Origin of the sequence: Microbacterium sp. 69-7, assembly GCF_001897985.1 — a bacterium.
Classification (GTDB): Bacteria; Actinomycetota; Actinomycetes; order Actinomycetales; family Microbacteriaceae; genus Microbacterium; species Microbacterium laevaniformans.
This window is the reverse complement of sequence record NZ_MKRU01000093.1, coordinates 63,005-81,700: the sequence shown is the minus strand read 5'-3', so window position 1 is coordinate 81,700 and position 18,696 is coordinate 63,005. Positions and strand designations below refer to the sequence as shown.

Genomic DNA, 18,696 nt, shown 5'->3' with positions numbered 1-18,696 from the left:
ATCATGGCGCACCTCAGCGACCGGCAGAAAGCCGAGCTTGTGTGCCAACACCTCGACGGTGTGCCGTGGACGCGGATCGCGGAGCACTCCGGCGTCACGGTGCGAACCTTGCAACGATGGGCCGCTCGCATCGGTGCGGGGCAGCTCGCAAGACCGCCTCGCCGAGATAAAGGTGCCTCCCGTATCCCCACGGAACTGGTCACGGCGATCGAGGCGCTGGCCGTGCGCCGGCCGGCTCCCACCATCGCGTACATCCATCGGCGCGTCGGCGATATCGCGCGCGATCGAGGGTTTGCCAGCTCCCGGGTACACGACCGTTCGCCAAATCGTGCACGCTATCGACCCGGGCCTGACAGCTCTCGCTGAGGGCGGTGACGCCTATCGCGACAAATTCGAGCTCGTCTACCGGCGTACGACAACCGCCCCGAATGAGCAGTGGCAGATGGACCGCACGCTGCTGGACGTGATGATCCTCGACGACAAGCAGACGCCTGTGCGCCCCTGGCTGACGATCGTGCTCGATGACTACTCCCGTGCCGTCGCCGGATACGCCTTAGCGGTTTCGGCGCCCACGTCCGAGCGCTCCGCACTGGCGTTTCACCAGGCCGCGAGCCGGAAACGACATGCCTCGTGGGTGGTGTCGGGGCTCCCCGATGTTCTCTACAGCGATCACGGGTCGGATTTCACCTCTGCTCGGATCGAACAGGTGTGTCTGGATCTGCACGTGCGCCTCATTCACTCGCGGGTCGGCGTTCCGCAAGGACGCGGCAAGATCGAGCGGTTCTACCGCACCATCACGACCGAATTGCTCCCGCACCTACCTGGCTTCATCCCGCACGGCACCGGCGGCACACCCACCAGCGCCCCCATGTTGACCCTGCACCAGCTCGACGACGTCCTCGAGCGGTTCATCGTCGACGAGTACAACGAGCGCCCGCACTCCGCGACCGGGACGGCACCGCACGCGCGCTGGCGCAGCGGGAGCTTCATCCCGCGTATGCCCGCACACTCGGAAGACCTCGACCTGCTGTTGCTGACCGCCACCGCCACCAGACGAGTGCAGCGCGACGGCATCCGATTCGCCTCCACCCGATACGTTTCGCCCGTCCTCGCCGCCTACGTCGGTGAAGACGTCACCGTCCGATACGACCCCCGCGACCTCGGCGAGATCCGACTGTTTCGCGACAGCGCGTTCCTATGCCGCGCGATCGCCCCTGAACGCTCCTCCGAAACGATCACCTTCGCCGACCTGCAGAGCGCAAGGAACACCCGGCGCCGGGCGCTGAAGCAGCAACTCCGCTCCCTCAGCGACGTCGCCAGCTCTCTGCCGGAAGACACTCGGCACCGACCCGCGGCCGCGCCTCTCTCTCCCTCCGAGCCCGACGCGCCAGCCCCGCAATCGAAGAGACACAGGCTGAGGACCTATGCCAACGACTGAATCGACCGTCGGAAAGCCGGTGTCCGTCCTCGTCGGCGCGGACGACGACGGGCGACGGTTCCTCAACGGCACCTTCGACGAATTCACCCAGGCGCCCCCACCACACACCGACACCCGCCCCGCGTTCGTCAGCACCCGAGAGCACCGACGATTCGTGGAGTTCGCCGACACCGTACGCTCACACCGCTACATCGGCCCGAAAGCGTGGCCTGCTCCCTCCCCTCCCCGAGGGCGTCCAGCAGAGTCGAACGGCGTTCTTCACCCCCACCGTCGCCGCCACCATCAAGCAGATCGACCAGGGCCTGCCCCGCGCGTGCCAACAAGTCTCGTGGGCCATTGATTATGCCCGGTACGGTCACGTCGACCCCTACGTCCATCCCGAATCCCAACACAGCGGGAACACAGAACTGCTTATCATCGACGAAGCCGGCCGCCTCAAAACCGCCGGCCTCGAACAAGTCCGCGATTTCTACGACCGCCACCACATGGGCGTCATCCTCATCGGCATGCCCGGCATTGAAAAACGCCTCGCGCGCTACCCTCAGCTCTACAGCCGCGTCGGCTTCGCCCACGAATACCGTTCTCTCCGCAGTGACGAACTCACCGCCGTCGTCACGCAACGCCTCCCCGCACCAGACCCCGGTGATTCAGGGCTCGCTCACACCGCCGCCCTCGCCGCGATCGTGCGCGCCACGAACGGGAACTTCCGCCTCGCCGATCGCCTCGTCACTCAGATCCGACGTGTTCTTGACATCAACGGGCACACCCACCTCACGCCCGAGGCCGTCGACGCCGCCCAGGAAGCCCTCCTCATCGGACACTGAACGACGCGACAACCGCGACATCTATCGCTGCAATTCACAGTCCTGGCCGCCGCGGCACAGCATCCTCTTCGCGAACGGCCTCGACCTGCCGTGGGAGCGGGCCCCCACGTGGGATCCCGCCGTGTTCGAGATCGTCGATTCGGCCCTCACCGCCTGAGGCGCACGCCCGGCATCCGTCTGCGAGCATGAGCGTATGACCATGAGTCCGCCATCCCGGGCCGTGCGCGTGCGCCCGGCATCCGTCGACGACGCCCGGGGCATCGCCGCGGTTCATGTCCAGGCCTGGCGCGAGGCGTATGTCCGCCAGCTTCCGGCGACGGTCCTCGCCGGGTTGCGGGTCGAGCCGCGCATCGAGCGGTGGGCGTCGATCATCGAAGACGACGTCACCGACGTCTTCGTCGCCGAGGTCGACGGGCGGATCGTCGGCTGGGCGACGGCCGGTGACGGGCGCGACGACGATCGGCCGACGTCGCGGGAGCTGGAGGGAATCTACGTCCTGGCGGCGCACCACGGTACCGGTGCGGGGCAGCTGCTGCTGGACGCGGCGATCGGTGCCGGCGACGCCTACCTCTGGATGATGGACGACAACCCCCGCGCCGAAGCGTTCTATCTGCGCAACGGCTTCGTCCGCGACGGGCTCGAACGCGATCAAGTGATGGCCGGGCATCCGATCCACATCGTGCGGCTGGTGCGTCACGCCGCAGTGCCGCAGTGGGTCGCGGTGAAGGATGCCGAGACGGCGCTGCTCGATGCCGACGTGCGCCGCGACGCCGAGACGGTCGATGACCTGCTGCACCCTGCGTTCGTCGAGATCGGCCGCTCCGGCACCCTCTGGACGCGGGAGCAGGTCGTCGGTGCGCTCGCCGCCGAGAGCGCGGACTCGCGCGTCACGCCGCAGACCGATGAGTGGCAGTTCCGTCAGCTCTCGCCCGAGCTGGTGCTGGTCACCTATCGGCTCACGACGCCCTCGCGGATCAGTCGGCACTCATCACTGTGGGACGTCGGCGGCACCGCACCGCGCCTGCGCTTCCATCAGGGCACGGTCGTGCCGCCGGCATCCGCTCAGTAGCGGGGCGCGACGTCAGCCGTCCTTGCGCTCCCACTCCGCGCGCAACAGCCCGAGAACCACCATGTCCTCGTAGGCGCCCCGCACCCACGCATGCTCGCGCAAGCGGCCTTCGCTGACTCCACGTCAACGGCGGAGCGCGTCACCAGCTCCGGTCGATGTCCACGCCTGCTCGTGCCGGCGGCGGATGCCGTCGAGCAGCAGGTCGAGGGCGAAGGCGAACTCCGCGTCGTCGTCGCAGGCCTCCCCGGCGTGCGGCGCCGTGGTGGCCATGCGGATGATCGCGGGGTAGGCCGTCGCGAACGCGGCCATCGTGGCGGCGCGCTCCCGCGGGTCGTCGGGCGGAACCGGCGTCGGCAGCACGTCGCGGGTGAATCCCCACATGCGGGTGCTCAACGCATGCATGGCGTGATGCACGAGATCCGCCGACAGTCCCCCCTCGAACATGTCCGCCATGAGCGCGTCCATGTGCGCGAGGACGCGAGGCGTGGCGCGCTCACGCGTCTCGATCGCCTGCCGGGTCCAGGCGTGCGACGACAGTGCGGCGCGCACGGCCATGATCCGAGAACGCACGGCGTCGTCCCATGACGCGGTCAGCGCGGGTGAAGCGACGCCGGCGAGAACCCGGTCGAGCATCGCGTCCACGAGGGCGGCGCGGTCATCGAGGTGCTTGTACAGCGCCATCGGCGTGACCCCCAGGCGCTCGGCGACCGCACGCATGCTCGCCGCGTCGAGGCCGCCCTCGTCGGCGATGGCGGTCGCCGCGTCGACGATGCGCTCCAGGTCGAGACGCGGACGCATAGTTGACACGTATACACCGTACACCTAGTCTGTTGCCGAATCGGTGTACGCCGTATACCACCCGCGAAAGGAACCCCGTGTCTCAGCTCGCCCGACGCCAGGCCCGCCTCGCCGGCGTCCTCTATCTCGTCACGCATGTCACCTCGGTCGCCGCCGTGATCGCCTACGGCGGAGGTCTCCTCCGAGCCGGTGTCGCCCTGGAATTCGTGCTCGCACTCGGGTGCCTCGGCACCGGCGTGCTGCTCTGGGTGTTGCTGCAGTCGCGCGGTCCTGCCCGCGCCGCGAGCTTCGCGCTGCTGCGCACGCTCGAAGCGGCGGTGATCGTCGCGGGGGCGCTCCCGATGCTCGGACCGGCGCTTGTGAACGCCACGGCCGAGGGCGAGTCTACGGCGATGCACACGGCCGCGTTCCTGCTCGGTCAAGGCCTCGTCATCAGCGTCAACACCGTGATCCTCGGCTGGCTGCTGTGGGACGCGCGGGCCGTGCCCCGCGCCCTCGCCGCACTGGGAATCGCGGGCGGAGTGATCGTGCTCGTCAGCAACGGGCTGCAGCTGGCCGGAGCGATCCCGCTGAACGGCGTCGCCGCCGGCGTCGCCGCGGTGCCCGTCTTCGCTTTCGAGATCTGGTTCGCCGTCTGGCTCATCGCCGTCGGTGTACGGTCGGAGCCCGGCATCCGCGCAGCACACGAAGGGGGCCTACCGAACTCACCTCACGCCTTGAAGAGGCCCCAGGTGAACACGTAGAGCAGTCCGACCAGGATCAGCGCTGCCAGCGCGGCGCCGGCCGCGTACAGCAGGCCGAGGAGAATTGTCTCACCGCGCATTCTGGGGGGCATGCGCGGTGAGGCGAGTCGGATGCGTCGCATATTGGAAGGAGGACGACACTGGAGCTCGTGCCGGGGCAGACGCTTCACGACCGTCTTGCGCAGAACGCGTTGACCGGTGACGAGGTCGTCTCGCTCATCATCGGTCTCGCCGGCGCGCCGGCGGTCGTCCACCACGCCGGCATCGTCCACCGCGATATCAAGCCTGCGAACGTGCTGCTGCGCCCTATCCGGCACGGAGTCGTCCCGTTCCGGCCGGCTCTCGTGGACTTCGGCGTCGCACACCTCCTCGACGCAGCCCGCGTCACCTCGCCCGGAGTCGTGATCGGCACGGCCTCCTATCCCGCCCCCGACGATCCTCGCCCGACTCACTCGACACCCCGAGGTTCCCGGAGGGCTCGGCCAAGGATGGAGGTCGATACTCACCGCGATGACCTCCCTCGACCCGTCGTCGCGGCCCACGGCGGAGGTGTTCCAGCGTGTGCGTGCGCGCCTGCGAAGCGAGCGCCCCGGCCGCCGAGACGGGGTGGCAGGCGCTGGCGGCTGCCGCTCATGCGCGACTGTCTGGCGACTCGAGGCCGAACAGTACGGATGCCGCGCGACGGATGTGCGCTTCGGTGAGGTCGGCGGCGCGGGCCGGATTTCCTTCGTCGATGGCTGCATAGATCGCGCGGTGCTCGCGGCGCAGGCGCTGCGCCTCGTCGGGCCACTCCTCGGTGCGTTCGGCGGCGCGCAGTATCGGCACCTTCATGGCGCTGCGGATCGCCGCGGTCAGCGCGGCCGAGAGGGCACTGCCCGAGGCCTCCGCGATCGCGAGGTGGAACTGTGTGTCGGCCTCGTTGAACGAGTCGCGGGAGGAGTGCGGCTGATCCATGCGGTCCAGCGCCTCGACCATCCGCGACCGCGCCGTGTCGTCGTGCCGGCGGGACGCCGATGCCGCGCTGGCGCGCTCGAGCACGACGCGCGCATCGGTCACGTCCTGGATCGTGAAGTTCGACAGCGCGACGTGCAGGCGGAGGAAGCGGGTGAGTGCATCGCGCGGCAGGGCCGCCACGAATGTCCCGGCGGTGGCGCCCGCTCCGGGCTGGGAGCGCAGTACGCCCTGTGCCTCGAGCACACGGACCGCTTCGCGCACTCCCGCCCGGCTGACCTCCAGGCTCGTCGAGAGCTCCCGCTCGGGGGGCAGCGCGTCACCGACCTGCAGGGCGCCGGACAGGATCCGGTCCTCGATCGCCTCGATCACGAGCTCGTGGGCGCGCGCCTTCTTGACCGGCTGCCACAGGGAATCGGGTGCGTTCTCCGCCATCGGATCCGCGCCACCTCTCTCGAATCTCTTGACAGCCTAGCGGTCAGTCACATAGATTGCGCTAGCGGTCAGACCTCTAAAAGGTCCGCATCCGCACCCCGGTCACTCCGCCCTTCGCACAACGACGTACGAAAAGAGACAGAGATGTACACACCCGAACTCGCCCCGGTCGGCGGGAGCCTCGCGCTCTCCGCTCTCGTGGCCAGCCTCCCGTTCCTCACGGTGTTCCTCGCGCTCGGCGTGCTGCGCTGGAAGGCGCACTGGGCGGGACTGACCGGACTCGCGGTCGCCGTCCTGGTCGCGGTGCTCGGTTTCCGGATGCCGATCGACCTCGCACTCCTGGCGTCCACGCAGGGTTTCGTCTTCGGGCTGTTCCCGATCATGTGGATCGTGCTCAATGCGATCTGGCTCTATGAGCTGACGGTGCGCAGCGGCCGCTTCGAGGACCTCCGGCGCGTGATCAACGCCCTCTCCGACGACCCGCGCATCCAAGCCGTCATCATCGCGTTCGGCTTCGGCGGACTGCTCGAAGCGCTCGCCGGCTTCGGCGCACCGGTCGCCATCACGGGCGTCATGCTCATGGCCGCCGGCTTCTCGCCGATGCGTGCGGCCGTCATCGTGCTGCTGGCCAACACCGCGCCCGTCGCGTTCGGCGCGGTCGGCACGCCCATCGTCACCGCCGGGGCCCTCACGGACATCGACTACCGGCACATCGGCGCCATCGTCGGCCACCAGACGCCCCTGATCGCGGTCTTCGTCCCGCTCATCATCGTGCTGCTCGCCGACGGGTGGCGCGGCATCCGCGAGACCTGGCCCGCGACGGTCGTGTTCGGTGTCGTGTTCGCGATCGCCCAGTGGGTCAGTGCGACGTGGATCTCGGTGGAGCTCACCGACATCGTCGCCTCGCTCGCCGGCATCCTCGCCGCCGTCATCCTCCTGCGCTTCTGGCAGCCGCGCGGCACGGAGGCCGCCCGTGAGCGTCTGCTCACCAACGCCGCCGTCGACCTGCTCGCCAGCGAGAAGGCGGCCACCGGCAGCATCCGCACCCGTCGGGCCGGGTCGCGCGCGGCCCGTGCCGGGTCGGCCACGGGCACGTCCTCGGCATCCGCGTCGACGCGCACCACCACCGGCCCCGTTGCGACCACCGGCGCCGTCCCGGTATCGGACGTCCCGCTCGACGCGCGGACGGTCTTCCTCGCGACCTTCCCGTACCTGCTCGTCATCGTCGTCTTCTCGCTCGCCAAGCTCGTCCCCGACCTCAAGGCGGCCCTCGGCGCGACCGACGTGAAGATCCCCTGGCCGGGCCTGAACGGCCACATCCTCACCTCGTCCGGCGCCGCATCCGGGGCGACGGTGTACACGCTGCCGTGGCTGTCGTCGGCAGGCAGCCTGCTCGTGATCTGCGGCGTCGTCGTGGCGCTCGTCTACCGTCTGCCGCTGCAGGACGCCGCCCGAACGTGGTGGCAGACGCTCGTGAAGCTCCGCTTCTCGCTGCTCACGGTCGGATCGGTGCTGGCCCTCGCCTACCTCATGAACATCTCCGGACAGACGCTGACGATCGGCGCGTTCATCGCCGGCACCGGAGCCCTGTTCGCCTTCCTCTCGCCGATCCTCGGCTGGTTCGGAACGGCAGTCACCGGTTCGGACACGAGCGCCAACGCGCTGTTCGCCACGCTGCAGCAGAGCGCCGCGCTCAAGGCCGGCCTCGACCCGGCGCTGCTCGTCGCGGCCAACACCTCCGGCGGTGTCATCGGCAAGATGATCAGCCCGCAGAACCTCGCCATCGCCGCCACCGCCGTGGGCCTGGTCGGCCAAGAGTCGGCGATCCTCCGCCGCGTCATCTGGTGGAGCATCGGCATGCTCGCCGCCATGTGTCTGCTCGTCGGTCTGCAGTCCTCCGTCCTCTCGTGGATGCTGCCCTGATCCGGCCCGCGTCACCACACACCGTCGTCCCCACCTGAAAGGCCCGCCATGTCACCCGTGAAGCGTCAGCTGCCCAAGCCCGGCGAGCTCCTGGAGCTCATGCAGTTCAAGAAGCCCGAACTCGACGGCCGCAAGCGCCGTCTCGAGGGCGCCCTCACGATCGCCGACCTGCGCACGATCGCCAAGCGTCGTACGCCGAAGGCCGCCTTCGACTACACCGATGGTGCGGCGGAGGGCGAGCTGTCGCTGGCGCGCGCCCGCCAGGCCTTCCAGGACATCGAGTTCCATCCCGACATCCTGCGCCCCGCCGCCGAGGTCGACATGTCGACGGAGATCCTCGGTGGCCCCTCGGCGCTGCCCTTCGGCATCGCGCCCACCGGCTTCACCCGGCTGATGCAGACCGAGGGCGAGACGGCGGGGGCGGGAGCCGCCGGTGCCGCCGGCATCCCGTTCACCCTCTCGACCCTCGGCACCACCTCGATCGAGGACGTCAAGGCCGCGAACCCGCACGGGCGCAACTGGTTCCAGCTGTACGTCATGCGCGACCGCGAGATCTCGTACGGTCTCGTCCGCCGGGCGGCGGCCGCGGGCTTCGACACGCTGCAGTTCACCGTCGACACCCCCGTCGCGGGCGCGCGCCTGCGCGACAAGCGCAACGGCTTCTCGATCCCGCCGCAGCTGACGGTCGGCACCATCATCAACGCCATCCCGCGGCCCTGGTGGTGGATCGACTTCCTCACCACCCCCAAGCTCGAGTTCGCGTCGCTGTCGACGACCGGCGGCACGGTGGGCGAGCTGCTGAACTCCGCGATGGACCCGACCATCAGCTACGACGACCTCGACGTCATCCGCAGCCTCTGGCCCGGCAAGATCGTGGTCAAGGGCGTGCAGAACGTCGAGGACTCGAAGCGTCTCATCGACCGCGGCGTCGACGGCATCATCCTCTCCAACCACGGCGGACGGCAGCTCGACCGGGCGCCCATCCCGTTCCACCTCCTGCCGGAGGTCGTGCGCGAGGTCGGCAAAGATGCCACGGTCATGATCGACACCGGCATCATGAACGGCGCCGACATCGTCGCGGCCGTGGCGATGGGGGCGAAGTTCACGCTGATCGGGCGCGCCTACCTCTACGGCCTGATGGCGGGCGGACGTCAGGGTGTCGACCGCACGATCGAGATCCTCCGCACCGAGATCGAGCGCACCATGAAGCTCCTGGGCGTGTCGACCCTCGCCGAACTCGAGCCGCGGCACGTGACGCAGCTCGAGCGCCTCGTGCCGCGGGCCGCGAACGGGGGCGTGCTGACCTCGGCATCTCGTTGACGCGGAGCGACCGGGTGTCGCCCCGCCGCGGGCGGGGGTAGCGTCGAGGGCGCAGCACCGTCGCGAAGGAGCGGAACGTGGGCCGGATCATCCTCTCCATGTCGCACTCGCTCGACGGCTACATCACGGATGCCGAGGGCCGCTTCGACTGGGGCGTGCCCGACGAGCACATCTTCCGTGCCGCCCTCGAGGAGGTGCGTGGTCTCAGCGCCCACTTCCTGGGCCGGCGCCTTTACGAGACGATGCGGTACTGGGAGGATCCGGAGGTCGCACCCACCCTCGATCCGCTCGAGCGCGAGTTCGCCGAGGTCTGGAACGAGCTGCCGAAGATCGTCGTCTCGTCGACGCTGGATGCCGCGCCCGGGCAGAACACGACGTTGCTGCAGGGCGATCTCGTGGAGGAGATCGCGCGCCTGCGCGACGACGACGAGGTCGGGGAGATCGCGATCGGGGGTGCGACACTGGCGGCCGCGGTGGCCGCAGCCGGACTCGTGGACGAGTATCGGAGCGTCGTGTACCCGATCCTGCTCGGCGGGGGCACCCCGTTCTATCCGCGGGGCGTCGGTCCGACGAGCCTCGAACTCGTCTCGAGCCGCCGGTGGGCCCGCGGCATCCAGGCGTTGCGCTACCGCGTGGTGCGGCCCCCGCGCTGAGCGCGTGCGGTGGGCGGGGGCTTGCAGGCGTGCCGACCGCCGGCGGGAGCGGCGGCATGCGGCGGCGGCATCCGAAGTGCAAGGGATGCCGGGCGACACGCCGGTGCGACGCGCGCCCGGGCGGCGTGTCCCCGCGGCCGCCTTGCAGTTCGGGCCGGGGTGCTGGGGGAGGTAGCCATGGCCTGGGGTGCCCGCGGGGCGGTGTGGGGTGGCCCGGATCGGCGCGCGGCGCGCCGGGGGCGTGCGTGCCCGGGCGACGCCCACACCCCCGGCATCCGAAGTGCAAGGGATGCCGGGCGACACGCCGGTGCGACGCGCGCCCGGGCGGCGTGTCCCCGCGGCCGCCTTGCAGTTCGGGCTATGGGTGGGATGCAGCAGGCGAGCGAAGTCCTGGCCCGGCGGCGGCCGGCGTGCGAGCAGGTCGAAAGTAAGCTCGACGCGTGAGCAGATGGCGGCCGTCCCCCGCGCGATGGACACACCACGCGGCATCCGAGACGCCCCGCTTCTCACCGAGCGTCGAGTCCCGCGCCACCCGCTGGTCGCTGGGATCCGCGCTCGTTGCCGCCGCCACCACCGTGCTCGTCATGGGCGGGGCGCGGATGCCGCTCGGCGGCGGCGAGTCCGTCGGCAGCCTTGCGGCGCTGCTCGCGGCGATCGCGGCCGGTCCGGCGTTCGCCGTCTCGTTCGCGCTCGAACGGCGCCGTGGATATCTCGCCTGGCGCAACAGCCTGCCGCGCGCCAAACGGGCAACCGATCTGATCGCCCTGTCTGCGGCGATGATGATGCTGGCGGCGTTGGTCGTCGTGGCCGTCGCGGAGCTGTTCCAGCTGGGTTTCCGAGGCCTCACGATCGACCCGTTCGGTGCCGCGGCGCTGGTCGCCGCCGCCGTCGGCACGATGACCTACGTCGCGTCGGTCTCGGGGGCACGTGTCACCTCCACGGGCGTGGCCTCGCTCGCCACCCTCGTGCTGTTCATCGGCACGCTGGCGAGCATGGTCAGCGCCTCACAGGGCGATTGGTGGAGGTTCCACTTCTCCGAACTGGGCAACGAGTCGGGCTACGCCGGCTACCAGTTCAACCTCTCGCTCATCACGACCGGCGCCGTCATCACCGCGCTCGCCAACTTCGTCGCCCACGATCTCGAGGTCGGACTCCGCGCGCATGTCGAGACCGCGCAGCGGCGTGCACGGCTGTTCGCCTGGCTGCTCGCCGTGATCGGCCTGTGTTTGATGGTGGCCGGGTTCGTCCCGGACGCCGTCGCTTTCCCTGTGCACGTGGGCGCGGCATCCGGAATGGTCGTCGTCTTCGGCGTGCTCGTCGGATGCCTGCTGACGCTCGTCCCCGGAATCGGCCGCGACATCGCGGTCTTCTCGGTGCTGGTGGTCGCGGGCATCCTCGTCGCCGTCGCCCTCTGGGTACCCGTCGACTACTACAACCTCACCGGGTCGGAGTTCATCATCGCCGGCCTGTTGTTCGCGTGGCTCATGCTCTTCGTGCGCCAGGCGAGGGCGTACGCGGATGCCGCCGCGCCGGCACCTCCCGTTCCCGCGGCAGCGGCTCCGGCCGCCGCGTGAGCGCAGGTGCACCAACTAGCGTGAAGGGGACGAAAGGGTGCGGATGCGTGCAGTGGTGATGGATGCCGTGGGCGAGCCATTGGAGGTGCGCGAGGTCGACGACCCGGTCGCGCCCGTCGGCGGCGTGGTCGTGGAGGTGCGGGCGACCGGCCTGTGCCGCAGCGACTGGCACGCGTGGGTGGGCCACGACGACATCGCCGTACCGCATGTTCCGGGGCATGAGCTCGCCGGAGTGATCGTCGAGACCGGAGCGGGCGTCCAGCGGTTCGCCGTCGGCGACCGGGTGACCGTGCCGTTCGTCTGCGGGTGCGGCACCTGCGAGTGGTGCCGCGCGGGCGACGCGCAGGTGTGCCCCGACCAGCAGCAGCCCGGTTTCACGCACTGGGGCTCGTTCGCCGAGCGCGTCGCGCTGCACGCCGCCGACACCAACCTCGTGCGCATTCCCGACGACGTCTCCTTCGCCGCCGCCGCCTCCCTCGGGTGTCGCTTCGCCACCGCTTTCCGCGCACTCACCGGACGTGCGCGCGTGCAGCCGGGCGAGTGGGTCGTGGTCGTCGGCGCCGGCGGTGTGGGACTCAGCGTCGTCATGATCGCCCGCGCGCTCGGTGCGCACGTGGTGGCCGTCGATCGCAACCGGGCCGCGCTGGACGCGGCATCCGCGCTCGGCGCCGATGCCGTCGTCGTCGCCGACGGGGCGGAGGTGCCCGACGCCGTGCGCCGGATCACCGGGGGAGGCGCGCACGTCTCGATCGACGCGGTGGGCGCGGAGCAGACGGCGGCCGACGCCGTGCTGAGCCTGCGTCGCCGCGGCCGCCACGTGCAGGTCGGGCTGCTTCCGTCGGAGACGGGGTTGTCGGCAATGCCGATGGCCCGCGTGATCGCGTGGGAACTCGACGTGCTCGGCAGCCACGGCATGGCCGCCGTCGACTATCCGGCGATGCTCGAGCTCATCGCCGAGGGACGCCTGCGTCCGCAGGAACTCATCGAGCGCACGATCTCGCTCGCCGAGGCCGCGGCGCTACTGCCCACCTTCGACCGTGCCACGCTTGCCGGTATGACGATGATCGATCCGGGAGTTCTCGCATGAGCGGGACGAAGCGCACCGAGCCGAACTTCCAGCGCAACGCCCTGGCGCCGGCCTTGCTTGCCGCCGCCGTGCTGTTCCTCGCGCCCGTGCTGCTGACGGCGGGCTGGGGGATCGTGGTGCTCTTCGTCGTCGCGATCCTGGCGCTGATCGTCGGCTGGTTCGCCGTGCAGGCGCGTCAATGGGTGTGGGCGGCGGTGTTCGCCGTGATCGCGGTGGCCTGGAACCCCGTCATCCCGTTCGGGTTCGACGGCTTGGTCTGGTCGCTCGTGCAGCCGGCCGCCGCCATCGTGTTCCTCGTCGCGGGCGCGATGATCAAGACCCCGCGGGACTGAGCGCCTCGGCATCCTGCCGCTGCTGGCGCCGGCCCTCTCGGGTGGAGTTACTCCGGCCGTGCGTTCATAACTCCGGAAATCTCGGGCTGTCTGCCGGTTCAGCGCCCCTCCGGGGCTCGCCGTCACCAAAACTCCGGAGTTGTACACGGATAGATTGACGGGTCTCTTGACACCGACCTCGCGTTCCACAAGCGTTGGCACCGCATGACAGGCTCCGGCAACTGGGTCGATCCCGCGAAGCGGCACCTCCACGGTCCGGGCGCAGCAGCGTTCGGCGCGGACGCACCGAGCTGAGCTCCCGCGGGACGCGTCCACGTCACCCCCGCGGCGGGGCGGCGCTCGTCACGACGGCTGCGGTGCGTCCTCGCGGGTCACGGCAAGCTTCTCGGCCTCCTGTCGTTGCTGCTCCGCGGCGGTGAACGGCGACGTATCGGGCTCGCCACGATAGCGCACCGTCTGCACGACGAAGATCGCGACGCCCAGCAGCACGACGGCGAACGAGGCCCAGATGTTCGCCGGGATGCCGAGGGGCGCATCGCTCGTGGGATCGATGCGGATCGCCTCCAGCCAGCTGCGGCCCAGCCCGTACCAGATGAAGTACGACGCGATGCTGCGGCCCCAGCCGAGACGCACTCTGCGCTCGAGGACGATGATCAGCGCGGCACCGACGAGGTTCCAGATCATCTCGTAGAGGAACAGCGGATGGAACAGCGTGCCCGGCGCGACGCCGGCGGGGAACATCGGCGCGTCGGGGGAGATCTCCAGGCCCCACGGGAGGGTCGTCGGCAGCCCGAACAGTTCCTGATTAAAGTAGTTGCCGAGTCGTCCGATGGCCTGCGCGACCAGCAGGGCCGGCGCGAGCGCGTCGGCGAAGGCGAAGAAGCGGATGCCGGCGCGCCGCGTGGCGATGTAGATGCCGATCGCGCCGCCGATCATCGAGCCGTAGATCGCGTTGCCGCCGTCCCAGATGGCGACGACCGCCCACGGGTTGTCGCCGGGCGCGAAGTAGTCGCCCATGTGCGTGAGCACGTGGTAGATCCGCGCCGCGATGATGCCCAGCGGCACCGTCCACAGCGCGACATCGATCACGGTTCCCGCCGGCACTCCGCGCGCCCGCAGCCGTCGTTCGGTGATGATGACGGCGGCGATGATTCCCGCGATGATGCACAGCGCGTAGACGTGGATCGTCAGCGGGCCGATGTGAAAGCTGGACCAGCTGAGGTCGGGGCTCGGGATACTCAGGTGCACGCCCGACATGATATGCCTGCCGGGTATGAGTTGGCCCGGGGTGCTCGGGGTTCCGTTCCGCGGTGACCGAACTGCAAGGCGTCGACCGCAACACGCGGGGTCAGGCCCGGATGCTGCGGCGTGTCGCTCGGCATCCCTTGCAGTTCGGGTCGGGAATGGGCGTTCCACTGACGCGCGGGGGGCGCGGGGGGAGCGGCGCGATCAGTCGGCGCGCGCGGGCGGCGTCGCTGTTTCCTGCTGGGGCTGCCGGGATCGGCGTATCTCTATCAGGGAGAGGAGCTCGGCCTGCACGAGGTGGCGGAGATCCCCGCCGACCAGCGGCAGGACCCGACCTTCTTCCGCACCCACTAGGAGCAGTACGGACGTGACGGATGCCGCGTGCCGCTGCCGTGGACCCGCGAGGGCTCCTCGTTCGGCTTCGGTTCGGGGGGTGCGCACCTGCCGCAGCCGTCGTGGTTCGCGGACGCGTCGGTCCAGGCGGAGGAGGGCGATCCGGCATCCACTCTCTCGCTCTACCGCCGTGCCCTCGCCCTGCGGCACGAGCTCCTGGCGCTGGAGCGACTGGAGTGGGTCGAGACCGGCCGCGGCGATGTGCTGCGTTTCCGCCGCCCGAATGGCTGGGAGGTGGTGACGGTGTTCGGCTCCGCACCGCTCGCGCTGTCGTTCGTGCCGGGTCAGCGTGTCGTGCTGTCGAGCACTCCGCTCGACGGCGACACCGTGCCGGGGGAGACGACGGTCTGGATCACGGGGGGCTGATCCGGCCGGTCGCGTTGCGGGTGGGGGCGGGTGCCGAACTGCAAGGGATCGCCGTCGACACGCGGGGGTGGGTGAGGGATGCCGCGGCGTGTCGCCCGGCATCCCTTGCTGTTCGGGCGGGGACGGCGCGAGTGCTGTTCGGGCGGGGACGGCGCGAGCGACCCGATCGATGCGTTCAACTGGAGCGTGGCGTCGACCGAGAATGACAAACTGAGCCGATGAGCACAAGGTCAGGCAGGAGTGCGGCGGCATCCGTTCTTGCCGTCGCGGTCCTCCAGGTCGTCGTTTTCGCGATCACGACGGCGATCTGGGTGGGCAGCACGATCTTCGCCGGGGGCGCATGCGCGCCCCGCTGCGACTGGTCAGGCGCCGACCTCGCGGGCGCCGTCTACTACGTCGTCGCCGTCGTGATGTTTGTCTGCACCGCAGCGGCGGCCCGCTTCGCGCGGCGGACGGAGAAGGACCTCACCTGGGTTCCGCTCGCCGCCAGCGCGGGCACCGTGGCGGGGCTGTTGATAGCGCTCAGACTCTTCCAGACGGCGATGGGATCTTAAGCGTCAGCGCGACCCGCGATTCAGCAGGGGGCCGAGGGGAATCTCCAGCAGCAGGACGAGCAGCCAGAGAGCGCCGTACTGAGGAAACAGCAGCACGAGCACGAGCGCGACCGCCATCAGGATCGCGCCGATCCAGTGCCTCAGCGGCGGTGCGGGTGCGCGGTCGCTCAGCCCCGCCCGCTGCAGCGCGATCGCCTGCACGCGCAGGATCACTCCGCCCACCAGCATCGTTCCGACGTAGGCCCCCAGTCCGACCCTGTCTGTGCCCGGCCCGGCGAGATCGAGTGCCGTCGCGACCGGCAGGAAGACGATCGTCGCGAGCCAGAGGGTCTGCAGGCGGCCGACCAGGCGGTTGTAGCCGTGGGCATGCACGAACATCACGTGGTTGGCGCGCCAGAAGGCCGCGATCACCACGAAGCTCAGCGCCGCAGAGATCATCCCGGTCACATTGTCGGCGAAGAAGGCCGACGCCGACTCGGCATCCATCGCCTTATCCACCAGGGGCAGCACGACGAGAGTGATCGCGATCGCGACGACCGCATCGCTGAACGCGACGAGCCGGTCGAGGGCCTTCTCGCCTTGAGCGGCCCCGTGGGCGCCATCGTCGATCTGCTCTGCGGACATGGCGCCAGGCTAGCGGGGCAGAGGGGCTGTGGAGACCTTCCGAGGCCGGCCCACGCGGATGGCTAGGATGCCGGGGTGACAGCCCCCCGCCTCGTTTCCCGTGCCGCCTTCGCCCTCCTCGTCGCCGCCGGAGCTCTCGCCTTCGCGGGATGCGCCGCCGGAAGCGGAACGGCTGCGTCGCCCTCGGTCTCCGCGTCCGGAGCCATCGGTGGCGGCACGAGTGCGCCGTCGGACGGCGCGAGCGACCCCGGCGATGGGGATGGGGATGGGGGCGGAGATGCCGGCGGTGGCGCTGCGCCGGCCGCACCCAGCATGGCGCTCGCCGATGTGCTCGCCCGCTACCCCGACTGCGCCGCCATGGGCTCTGTGCTCGGCTCGGCGATCGACGGGCTCGAACTGAGCGACCAGAGCAACGAAGACGGCACCGTGCAGTGCACCTGGATGTCGACGACCGGCGACTACGTCAACACCGTTCTTGTCACGGTGACGACCAACAACGGCGCGGTCGACGTGCCCAAGAAGGACGACATCGCCGCCATCGGGTCGGAGTACATCGCCGATGGGGCCGTCGAGGCTCGGGGGGGCATCGCCTACGGCACGAAGTCCACCGGGGATCTGCGCATCTACGGCACGCTCGTCGACATGCCGGGAGTGGGCGTCTCGATCAGCTCGGGTGCGCTCAACGAAGACCCGCGTCTCTTCGGCGCACCGGCTGTCGCCGCGGCGAAGCAGCTCCTCGGCATCGCCGGCTGACGCGCCTCGACGTCGACCCTCGCCCGCTCCGTCGCCCGCCGGGCTCGCGCTCAGCCGCGTCCGATAAAATCCCTCGTGCCCGAAACGCCTGCAGACACCGAGATCACGCCCGACCCGGACGACGCGGCGACCCCGGCCCCCATCGCGATCGACCCCCACGAGCTGGAGATCGCGCTGCGCGTCATCGACGCGGCATCCCTGCTCGATCGCGACGACCCCGCTTACATCGCCCTGCGTCGCCAGACCGGCAAGATGTACAAGGACGTTAAGCGCATGTCGCGCAAGGAGAAGCGCCAGCGCATCGCCGACGCCGATCGTGCCGTCGTCGCCGCGACCGCCACGGGAGCGCCCGACCGCATCGACGACGAGACCCGCGGCATCCCGCTCGCGTCCCGCACCGCGGCCCCGACCGCGGGCGAGCTCATCAAGCCCCGCGCCTGCTATATCTGCAAAGAGCAGTACACGATCGTCGACGCGTTCTACCACCAGCTGTGCCCCGACTGCGCGGCGATGAGCCACGCCAAGCGCGACGCCCGCACCGACCTCACCGGCCGTCGTGCCCTGCTCACGGGAGGCCGCGCGAAGATCGGCATGTACATCGCGCTGCGGCTGCTGCGCGACGGCGCCCACACGACCATCACGACCCGCTTCCCGCGCGACGCCGTCCGCCGCTTCTCGGCACTGCCCGACAGCGGCGACTGGATCCACCGACTCAAGATCGTCGGCATCGACCTGCGCGACCCCGCCCAGGTCATCGGCCTCGCGGATGCCGTCGCCGCCGACGGACCACTGGACATCCTCATCAACAACGCGGCGCAGACCGTGCGCCGCTCCGCCGGGGCGTACAAACCGCTCGTGGACGCCGAGCTCGCGCCGCTGCCGCAGGGACCGCTGCCCGAATTGCTGACCTTCGGCCACACCAACGACGCGCATCCGCTCGCCCTGGCCCAGTCGGTGTCGAGCCATCCGATCCTCGCCGCCGCCGCGCGGACGGCGGAAGAGCTCACCGCCGAGGCGATGGCCGCCGGGTCGTCGTCGCTCGAGCGTCTCGCCGCCGGCACGGCGATCGACGCGGGCGGGCTCGTGCCCGACGAGAACCACATCAACAGCTGGACGCAGTCGGTCGACCAGGTCGAGCCCCTCGAGATGCTCGAGGTGCAGCTCGCGAACATGACCGCGCCGTTCCTGCTCGTCTCGCGTCTGCGGCCCGCGATGGCGGCCTCGCCGGCGCGACGGAAGTACGTCGTGAACGTCTCGGCGATGGAGGGCGTGTTCGGTCGTGGGTACAAGGGTCCCGGACACCCCCACACCAACATGGCGAAGGCGGCGCTCAACATGCTCACGCGCACCAGCGCTCGCGAGATGTTCGAAACCGACGGCATCCTCATGACGGCCGTCGACACCGGCTGGATCACCGACGAGCGCCCGCACTACACGAAGGTGCGCCTCGCGGAGGAGGGCTTCCACGCCCCGCTCGACCTCGTCGACGGCGCCGCCCGCGTGTACGACCCGATCGTGCGCGGCGAGGCGGGCGAAGACCTCTTCGGTATCTTCCTCAAGGACTACCGCAAGAGCTCGTGGTGAGTCGGTCGGCCGCCGCCGGCGGCGCCGGCG

Annotated in this window: 21 protein-coding genes and 1 pseudogene; 16 read left to right on the top strand and 6 right to left on the bottom strand. The window is 70.1% G+C overall.

The features are described from left to right. The 3 genes and pseudogenes from BGN98_RS11470 to BGN98_RS14775 form a co-directional block, all read left to right on the top strand. A partial coding sequence (locus BGN98_RS11470; protein WP_353681711.1) for a helix-turn-helix domain-containing protein occupies positions 1-366 on the top strand: 366 nt, incomplete at its 5' end. Between the two features lie 76 nt (positions 367-442). After that, complete coding sequence (locus BGN98_RS11465) at positions 443-1,438, top strand: TnsB C-terminal domain-containing protein (protein ID WP_288121470.1); 996 nt, start codon at positions 443-445, stop codon at positions 1,436-1,438. After that, a pseudogene (locus tag BGN98_RS14775) lies at positions 1,399-1,908 on the top strand (hypothetical protein); the annotation flags it as partial. The gene BGN98_RS11465 and the pseudogene BGN98_RS14775, both read left to right, overlap by 40 nt. 177 nt (positions 1,909-2,085) lie before the next feature. Here the strand turns inward: BGN98_RS14775 and BGN98_RS11455 are convergent. Beyond that, entirely contained in the window at positions 2,086-2,259 is a 174-nt protein-coding gene (locus BGN98_RS11455) for a hypothetical protein (RefSeq protein WP_288121469.1), read from the bottom strand. A gap of 202 nt (positions 2,260-2,461) precedes the next feature. Between BGN98_RS11455 and BGN98_RS11450 the strand changes: the two genes are divergently transcribed. Beyond that, positions 2,462-3,331: a GNAT family N-acetyltransferase gene (locus BGN98_RS11450; RefSeq protein WP_005051531.1), complete on the top strand. Its 870-nt coding sequence runs from the start codon at positions 2,462-2,464 to the stop codon at positions 3,329-3,331. 123 nt (positions 3,332-3,454) lie between these two features. Here the strand turns inward: BGN98_RS11450 and BGN98_RS11445 are convergent, their stop codons facing one another. Continuing rightward, positions 3,455-4,129 carry a TetR/AcrR family transcriptional regulator C-terminal domain-containing protein gene (locus BGN98_RS11445; protein WP_005051535.1) on the bottom strand — a complete coding sequence of 225 codons (675 nt, stop codon included), beginning with the start codon at positions 4,127-4,129 and terminating at the stop codon, positions 3,455-3,457. A gap of 77 nt (positions 4,130-4,206) precedes the next feature. On the opposite strand from BGN98_RS11445, the gene BGN98_RS11440 reads away from it, so the two are divergent. After that, positions 4,207-4,872 carry a DUF4386 domain-containing protein gene (locus tag BGN98_RS11440; RefSeq protein ID WP_061681980.1) on the top strand — a complete coding sequence of 222 codons (666 nt, stop codon included), beginning with the start codon at positions 4,207-4,209 and terminating at the stop codon, positions 4,870-4,872. Here BGN98_RS11440 and BGN98_RS11435 read toward each other — a convergent pair. Then, positions 4,839-5,129 carry a hypothetical protein gene (locus tag BGN98_RS11435; protein ID WP_288121468.1) on the bottom strand — a complete coding sequence of 97 codons (291 nt, stop codon included), beginning with the start codon at positions 5,127-5,129 and terminating at the stop codon, positions 4,839-4,841. The genes BGN98_RS11440 and BGN98_RS11435 overlap by 34 nt on opposite strands. Between BGN98_RS11435 and BGN98_RS11430 the strand changes: the two genes are divergently transcribed. Further along, positions 5,022-5,573 (top strand): protein kinase domain-containing protein, encoded by a 552-nt coding sequence (locus BGN98_RS11430; protein WP_288121467.1) that lies wholly within the window; start codon positions 5,022-5,024, stop codon positions 5,571-5,573. The genes BGN98_RS11435 and BGN98_RS11430 overlap by 108 nt on opposite strands. Here the strand turns inward: BGN98_RS11430 and BGN98_RS11425 are convergent. Further along, a complete protein-coding gene (locus BGN98_RS11425; RefSeq protein ID WP_288121466.1) occupies positions 5,503-6,258 on the bottom strand; it encodes a FadR/GntR family transcriptional regulator in 756 nt (251 codons plus the stop codon). The two genes, BGN98_RS11430 and BGN98_RS11425, sit on opposite strands and share 71 nt — an antisense overlap. 144 nt (positions 6,259-6,402) lie before the next feature. On the opposite strand from BGN98_RS11425, the gene BGN98_RS11420 reads away from it, so the two are divergent. The 6 genes from BGN98_RS11420 (at position 6,403) to BGN98_RS11395 (ending at position 13,147) form a co-directional block, all read left to right on the top strand. Further along, positions 6,403-8,181: an L-lactate permease gene (locus tag BGN98_RS11420; protein WP_288121465.1), complete on the top strand. Its 1,779-nt coding sequence runs from the start codon at positions 6,403-6,405 to the stop codon at positions 8,179-8,181. 48 nt (positions 8,182-8,229) lie between these two features. Then, entirely contained in the window at positions 8,230-9,501 is a 1,272-nt protein-coding gene (locus BGN98_RS11415; protein ID WP_288121464.1) for an alpha-hydroxy acid oxidase, read from the top strand. Positions 9,502-9,578: 77 nt separating this feature from the next. Continuing rightward, the gene (locus tag BGN98_RS11410) at positions 9,579-10,154 is read left to right on the top strand and encodes a dihydrofolate reductase family protein (RefSeq protein ID WP_036291033.1); all 576 of its coding nucleotides are present in this window, start codon (positions 9,579-9,581) and stop codon (positions 10,152-10,154) included. Between the two features lie 440 nt (positions 10,155-10,594). Continuing rightward, positions 10,595-11,728 carry a DUF998 domain-containing protein gene (locus BGN98_RS11405; protein ID WP_036291171.1) on the top strand — a complete coding sequence of 378 codons (1,134 nt, stop codon included), beginning with the start codon at positions 10,595-10,597 and terminating at the stop codon, positions 11,726-11,728. A gap of 43 nt (positions 11,729-11,771) precedes the next feature. Continuing rightward, positions 11,772-12,815, top strand: a complete 1,044-nt coding sequence (locus tag BGN98_RS11400) for a zinc-binding dehydrogenase (RefSeq protein WP_036291166.1) — start codon at positions 11,772-11,774, stop codon at positions 12,813-12,815. Continuing rightward, entirely contained in the window at positions 12,812-13,147 is a 336-nt protein-coding gene (locus BGN98_RS11395) for a DUF6804 family protein (RefSeq protein WP_288121463.1), read from the top strand. The genes BGN98_RS11400 and BGN98_RS11395 overlap by 4 nt, the downstream gene beginning before the upstream one ends. Before the next feature lie 342 nt (positions 13,148-13,489). On the opposite strand, the gene lgt is transcribed toward BGN98_RS11395, so the two are convergent. Beyond that, positions 13,490-14,404, bottom strand: coding sequence for a prolipoprotein diacylglyceryl transferase (gene lgt, locus BGN98_RS11390; RefSeq protein ID WP_016463928.1), 915 nt, complete (start codon positions 14,402-14,404; stop codon positions 13,490-13,492). Positions 14,405-14,773: 369 nt separating this feature from the next. Between lgt and BGN98_RS11385 the strand changes: the two genes are divergently transcribed. Further along, complete coding sequence (locus BGN98_RS11385; protein ID WP_036290540.1) at positions 14,774-15,151, top strand: alpha-amylase family glycosyl hydrolase; 378 nt, start codon at positions 14,774-14,776, stop codon at positions 15,149-15,151. A 218-nt stretch (positions 15,152-15,369) separates the two neighbouring features. Then, on the top strand, positions 15,370-15,705 hold the full coding sequence (locus tag BGN98_RS11380; protein WP_288121462.1) for a hypothetical protein: 336 nt from the start codon (positions 15,370-15,372) through the stop codon (positions 15,703-15,705). 3 nt (positions 15,706-15,708) lie between these two features. Here the strand turns inward: BGN98_RS11380 and BGN98_RS11375 are convergent, their stop codons facing one another. Further along, complete coding sequence (locus BGN98_RS11375; protein WP_288121461.1) at positions 15,709-16,329, bottom strand: TMEM175 family protein; 621 nt, start codon at positions 16,327-16,329, stop codon at positions 15,709-15,711. Positions 16,330-16,404: 75 nt separating this feature from the next. On the opposite strand from BGN98_RS11375, the gene BGN98_RS11370 reads away from it, so the two are divergent. Together BGN98_RS11370 and BGN98_RS11365 are read left to right on the top strand one after the other, a co-directional pair. Next, positions 16,405-17,082 carry a hypothetical protein gene (locus tag BGN98_RS11370; RefSeq protein WP_288121460.1) on the top strand — a complete coding sequence of 226 codons (678 nt, stop codon included), beginning with the start codon at positions 16,405-16,407 and terminating at the stop codon, positions 17,080-17,082. Positions 17,083-17,157: 75 nt separating this feature from the next. After that, complete coding sequence (locus BGN98_RS11365) at positions 17,158-18,666, top strand: SDR family NAD(P)-dependent oxidoreductase (RefSeq protein WP_288121459.1); 1,509 nt, start codon at positions 17,158-17,160, stop codon at positions 18,664-18,666. Positions 18,667-18,696: the final 30 nt, after the last annotated feature.

Excerpts from the sequence above, each read along its gene's own strand:
- BGN98_RS11465 (WP_288121470.1), top strand. The coding sequence starts at position 443 with ATGGACCGCACGCTGCTGGACGTGATGATCCTCGACGACAAGCAGACG.
- BGN98_RS11450 (WP_005051531.1), top strand. The coding sequence starts at position 2,462 with ATGAGTCCGCCATCCCGGGCCGTGCGCGTGCGCCCGGCATCCGTCGAC.
- BGN98_RS11445 (WP_005051535.1), bottom strand. The coding sequence starts at position 4,129 with ATGCGTCCGCGTCTCGACCTGGAGCGCATCGTCGACGCGGCGACCGCC.
- BGN98_RS11425 (WP_288121466.1), bottom strand. The coding sequence starts at position 6,258 with ATGGCGGAGAACGCACCCGATTCCCTGTGGCAGCCGGTCAAGAAGGCG.
- BGN98_RS11420 (WP_288121465.1), top strand. The coding sequence starts at position 6,403 with ATGTACACACCCGAACTCGCCCCGGTCGGCGGGAGCCTCGCGCTCTCC.
- BGN98_RS11415 (WP_288121464.1), top strand. The coding sequence starts at position 8,230 with ATGTCACCCGTGAAGCGTCAGCTGCCCAAGCCCGGCGAGCTCCTGGAG.
- BGN98_RS11400 (WP_036291166.1), top strand. The coding sequence starts at position 11,772 with ATGCGTGCAGTGGTGATGGATGCCGTGGGCGAGCCATTGGAGGTGCGC.
- BGN98_RS11395 (WP_288121463.1), top strand. The coding sequence starts at position 12,812 with ATGAGCGGGACGAAGCGCACCGAGCCGAACTTCCAGCGCAACGCCCTG.
- lgt (WP_016463928.1), bottom strand. The coding sequence starts at position 14,404 with ATGTCGGGCGTGCACCTGAGTATCCCGAGCCCCGACCTCAGCTGGTCC.
- BGN98_RS11380 (WP_288121462.1), top strand. The coding sequence starts at position 15,370 with ATGAGCACAAGGTCAGGCAGGAGTGCGGCGGCATCCGTTCTTGCCGTC.
- BGN98_RS11375 (WP_288121461.1), bottom strand. The coding sequence starts at position 16,329 with ATGTCCGCAGAGCAGATCGACGATGGCGCCCACGGGGCCGCTCAAGGC.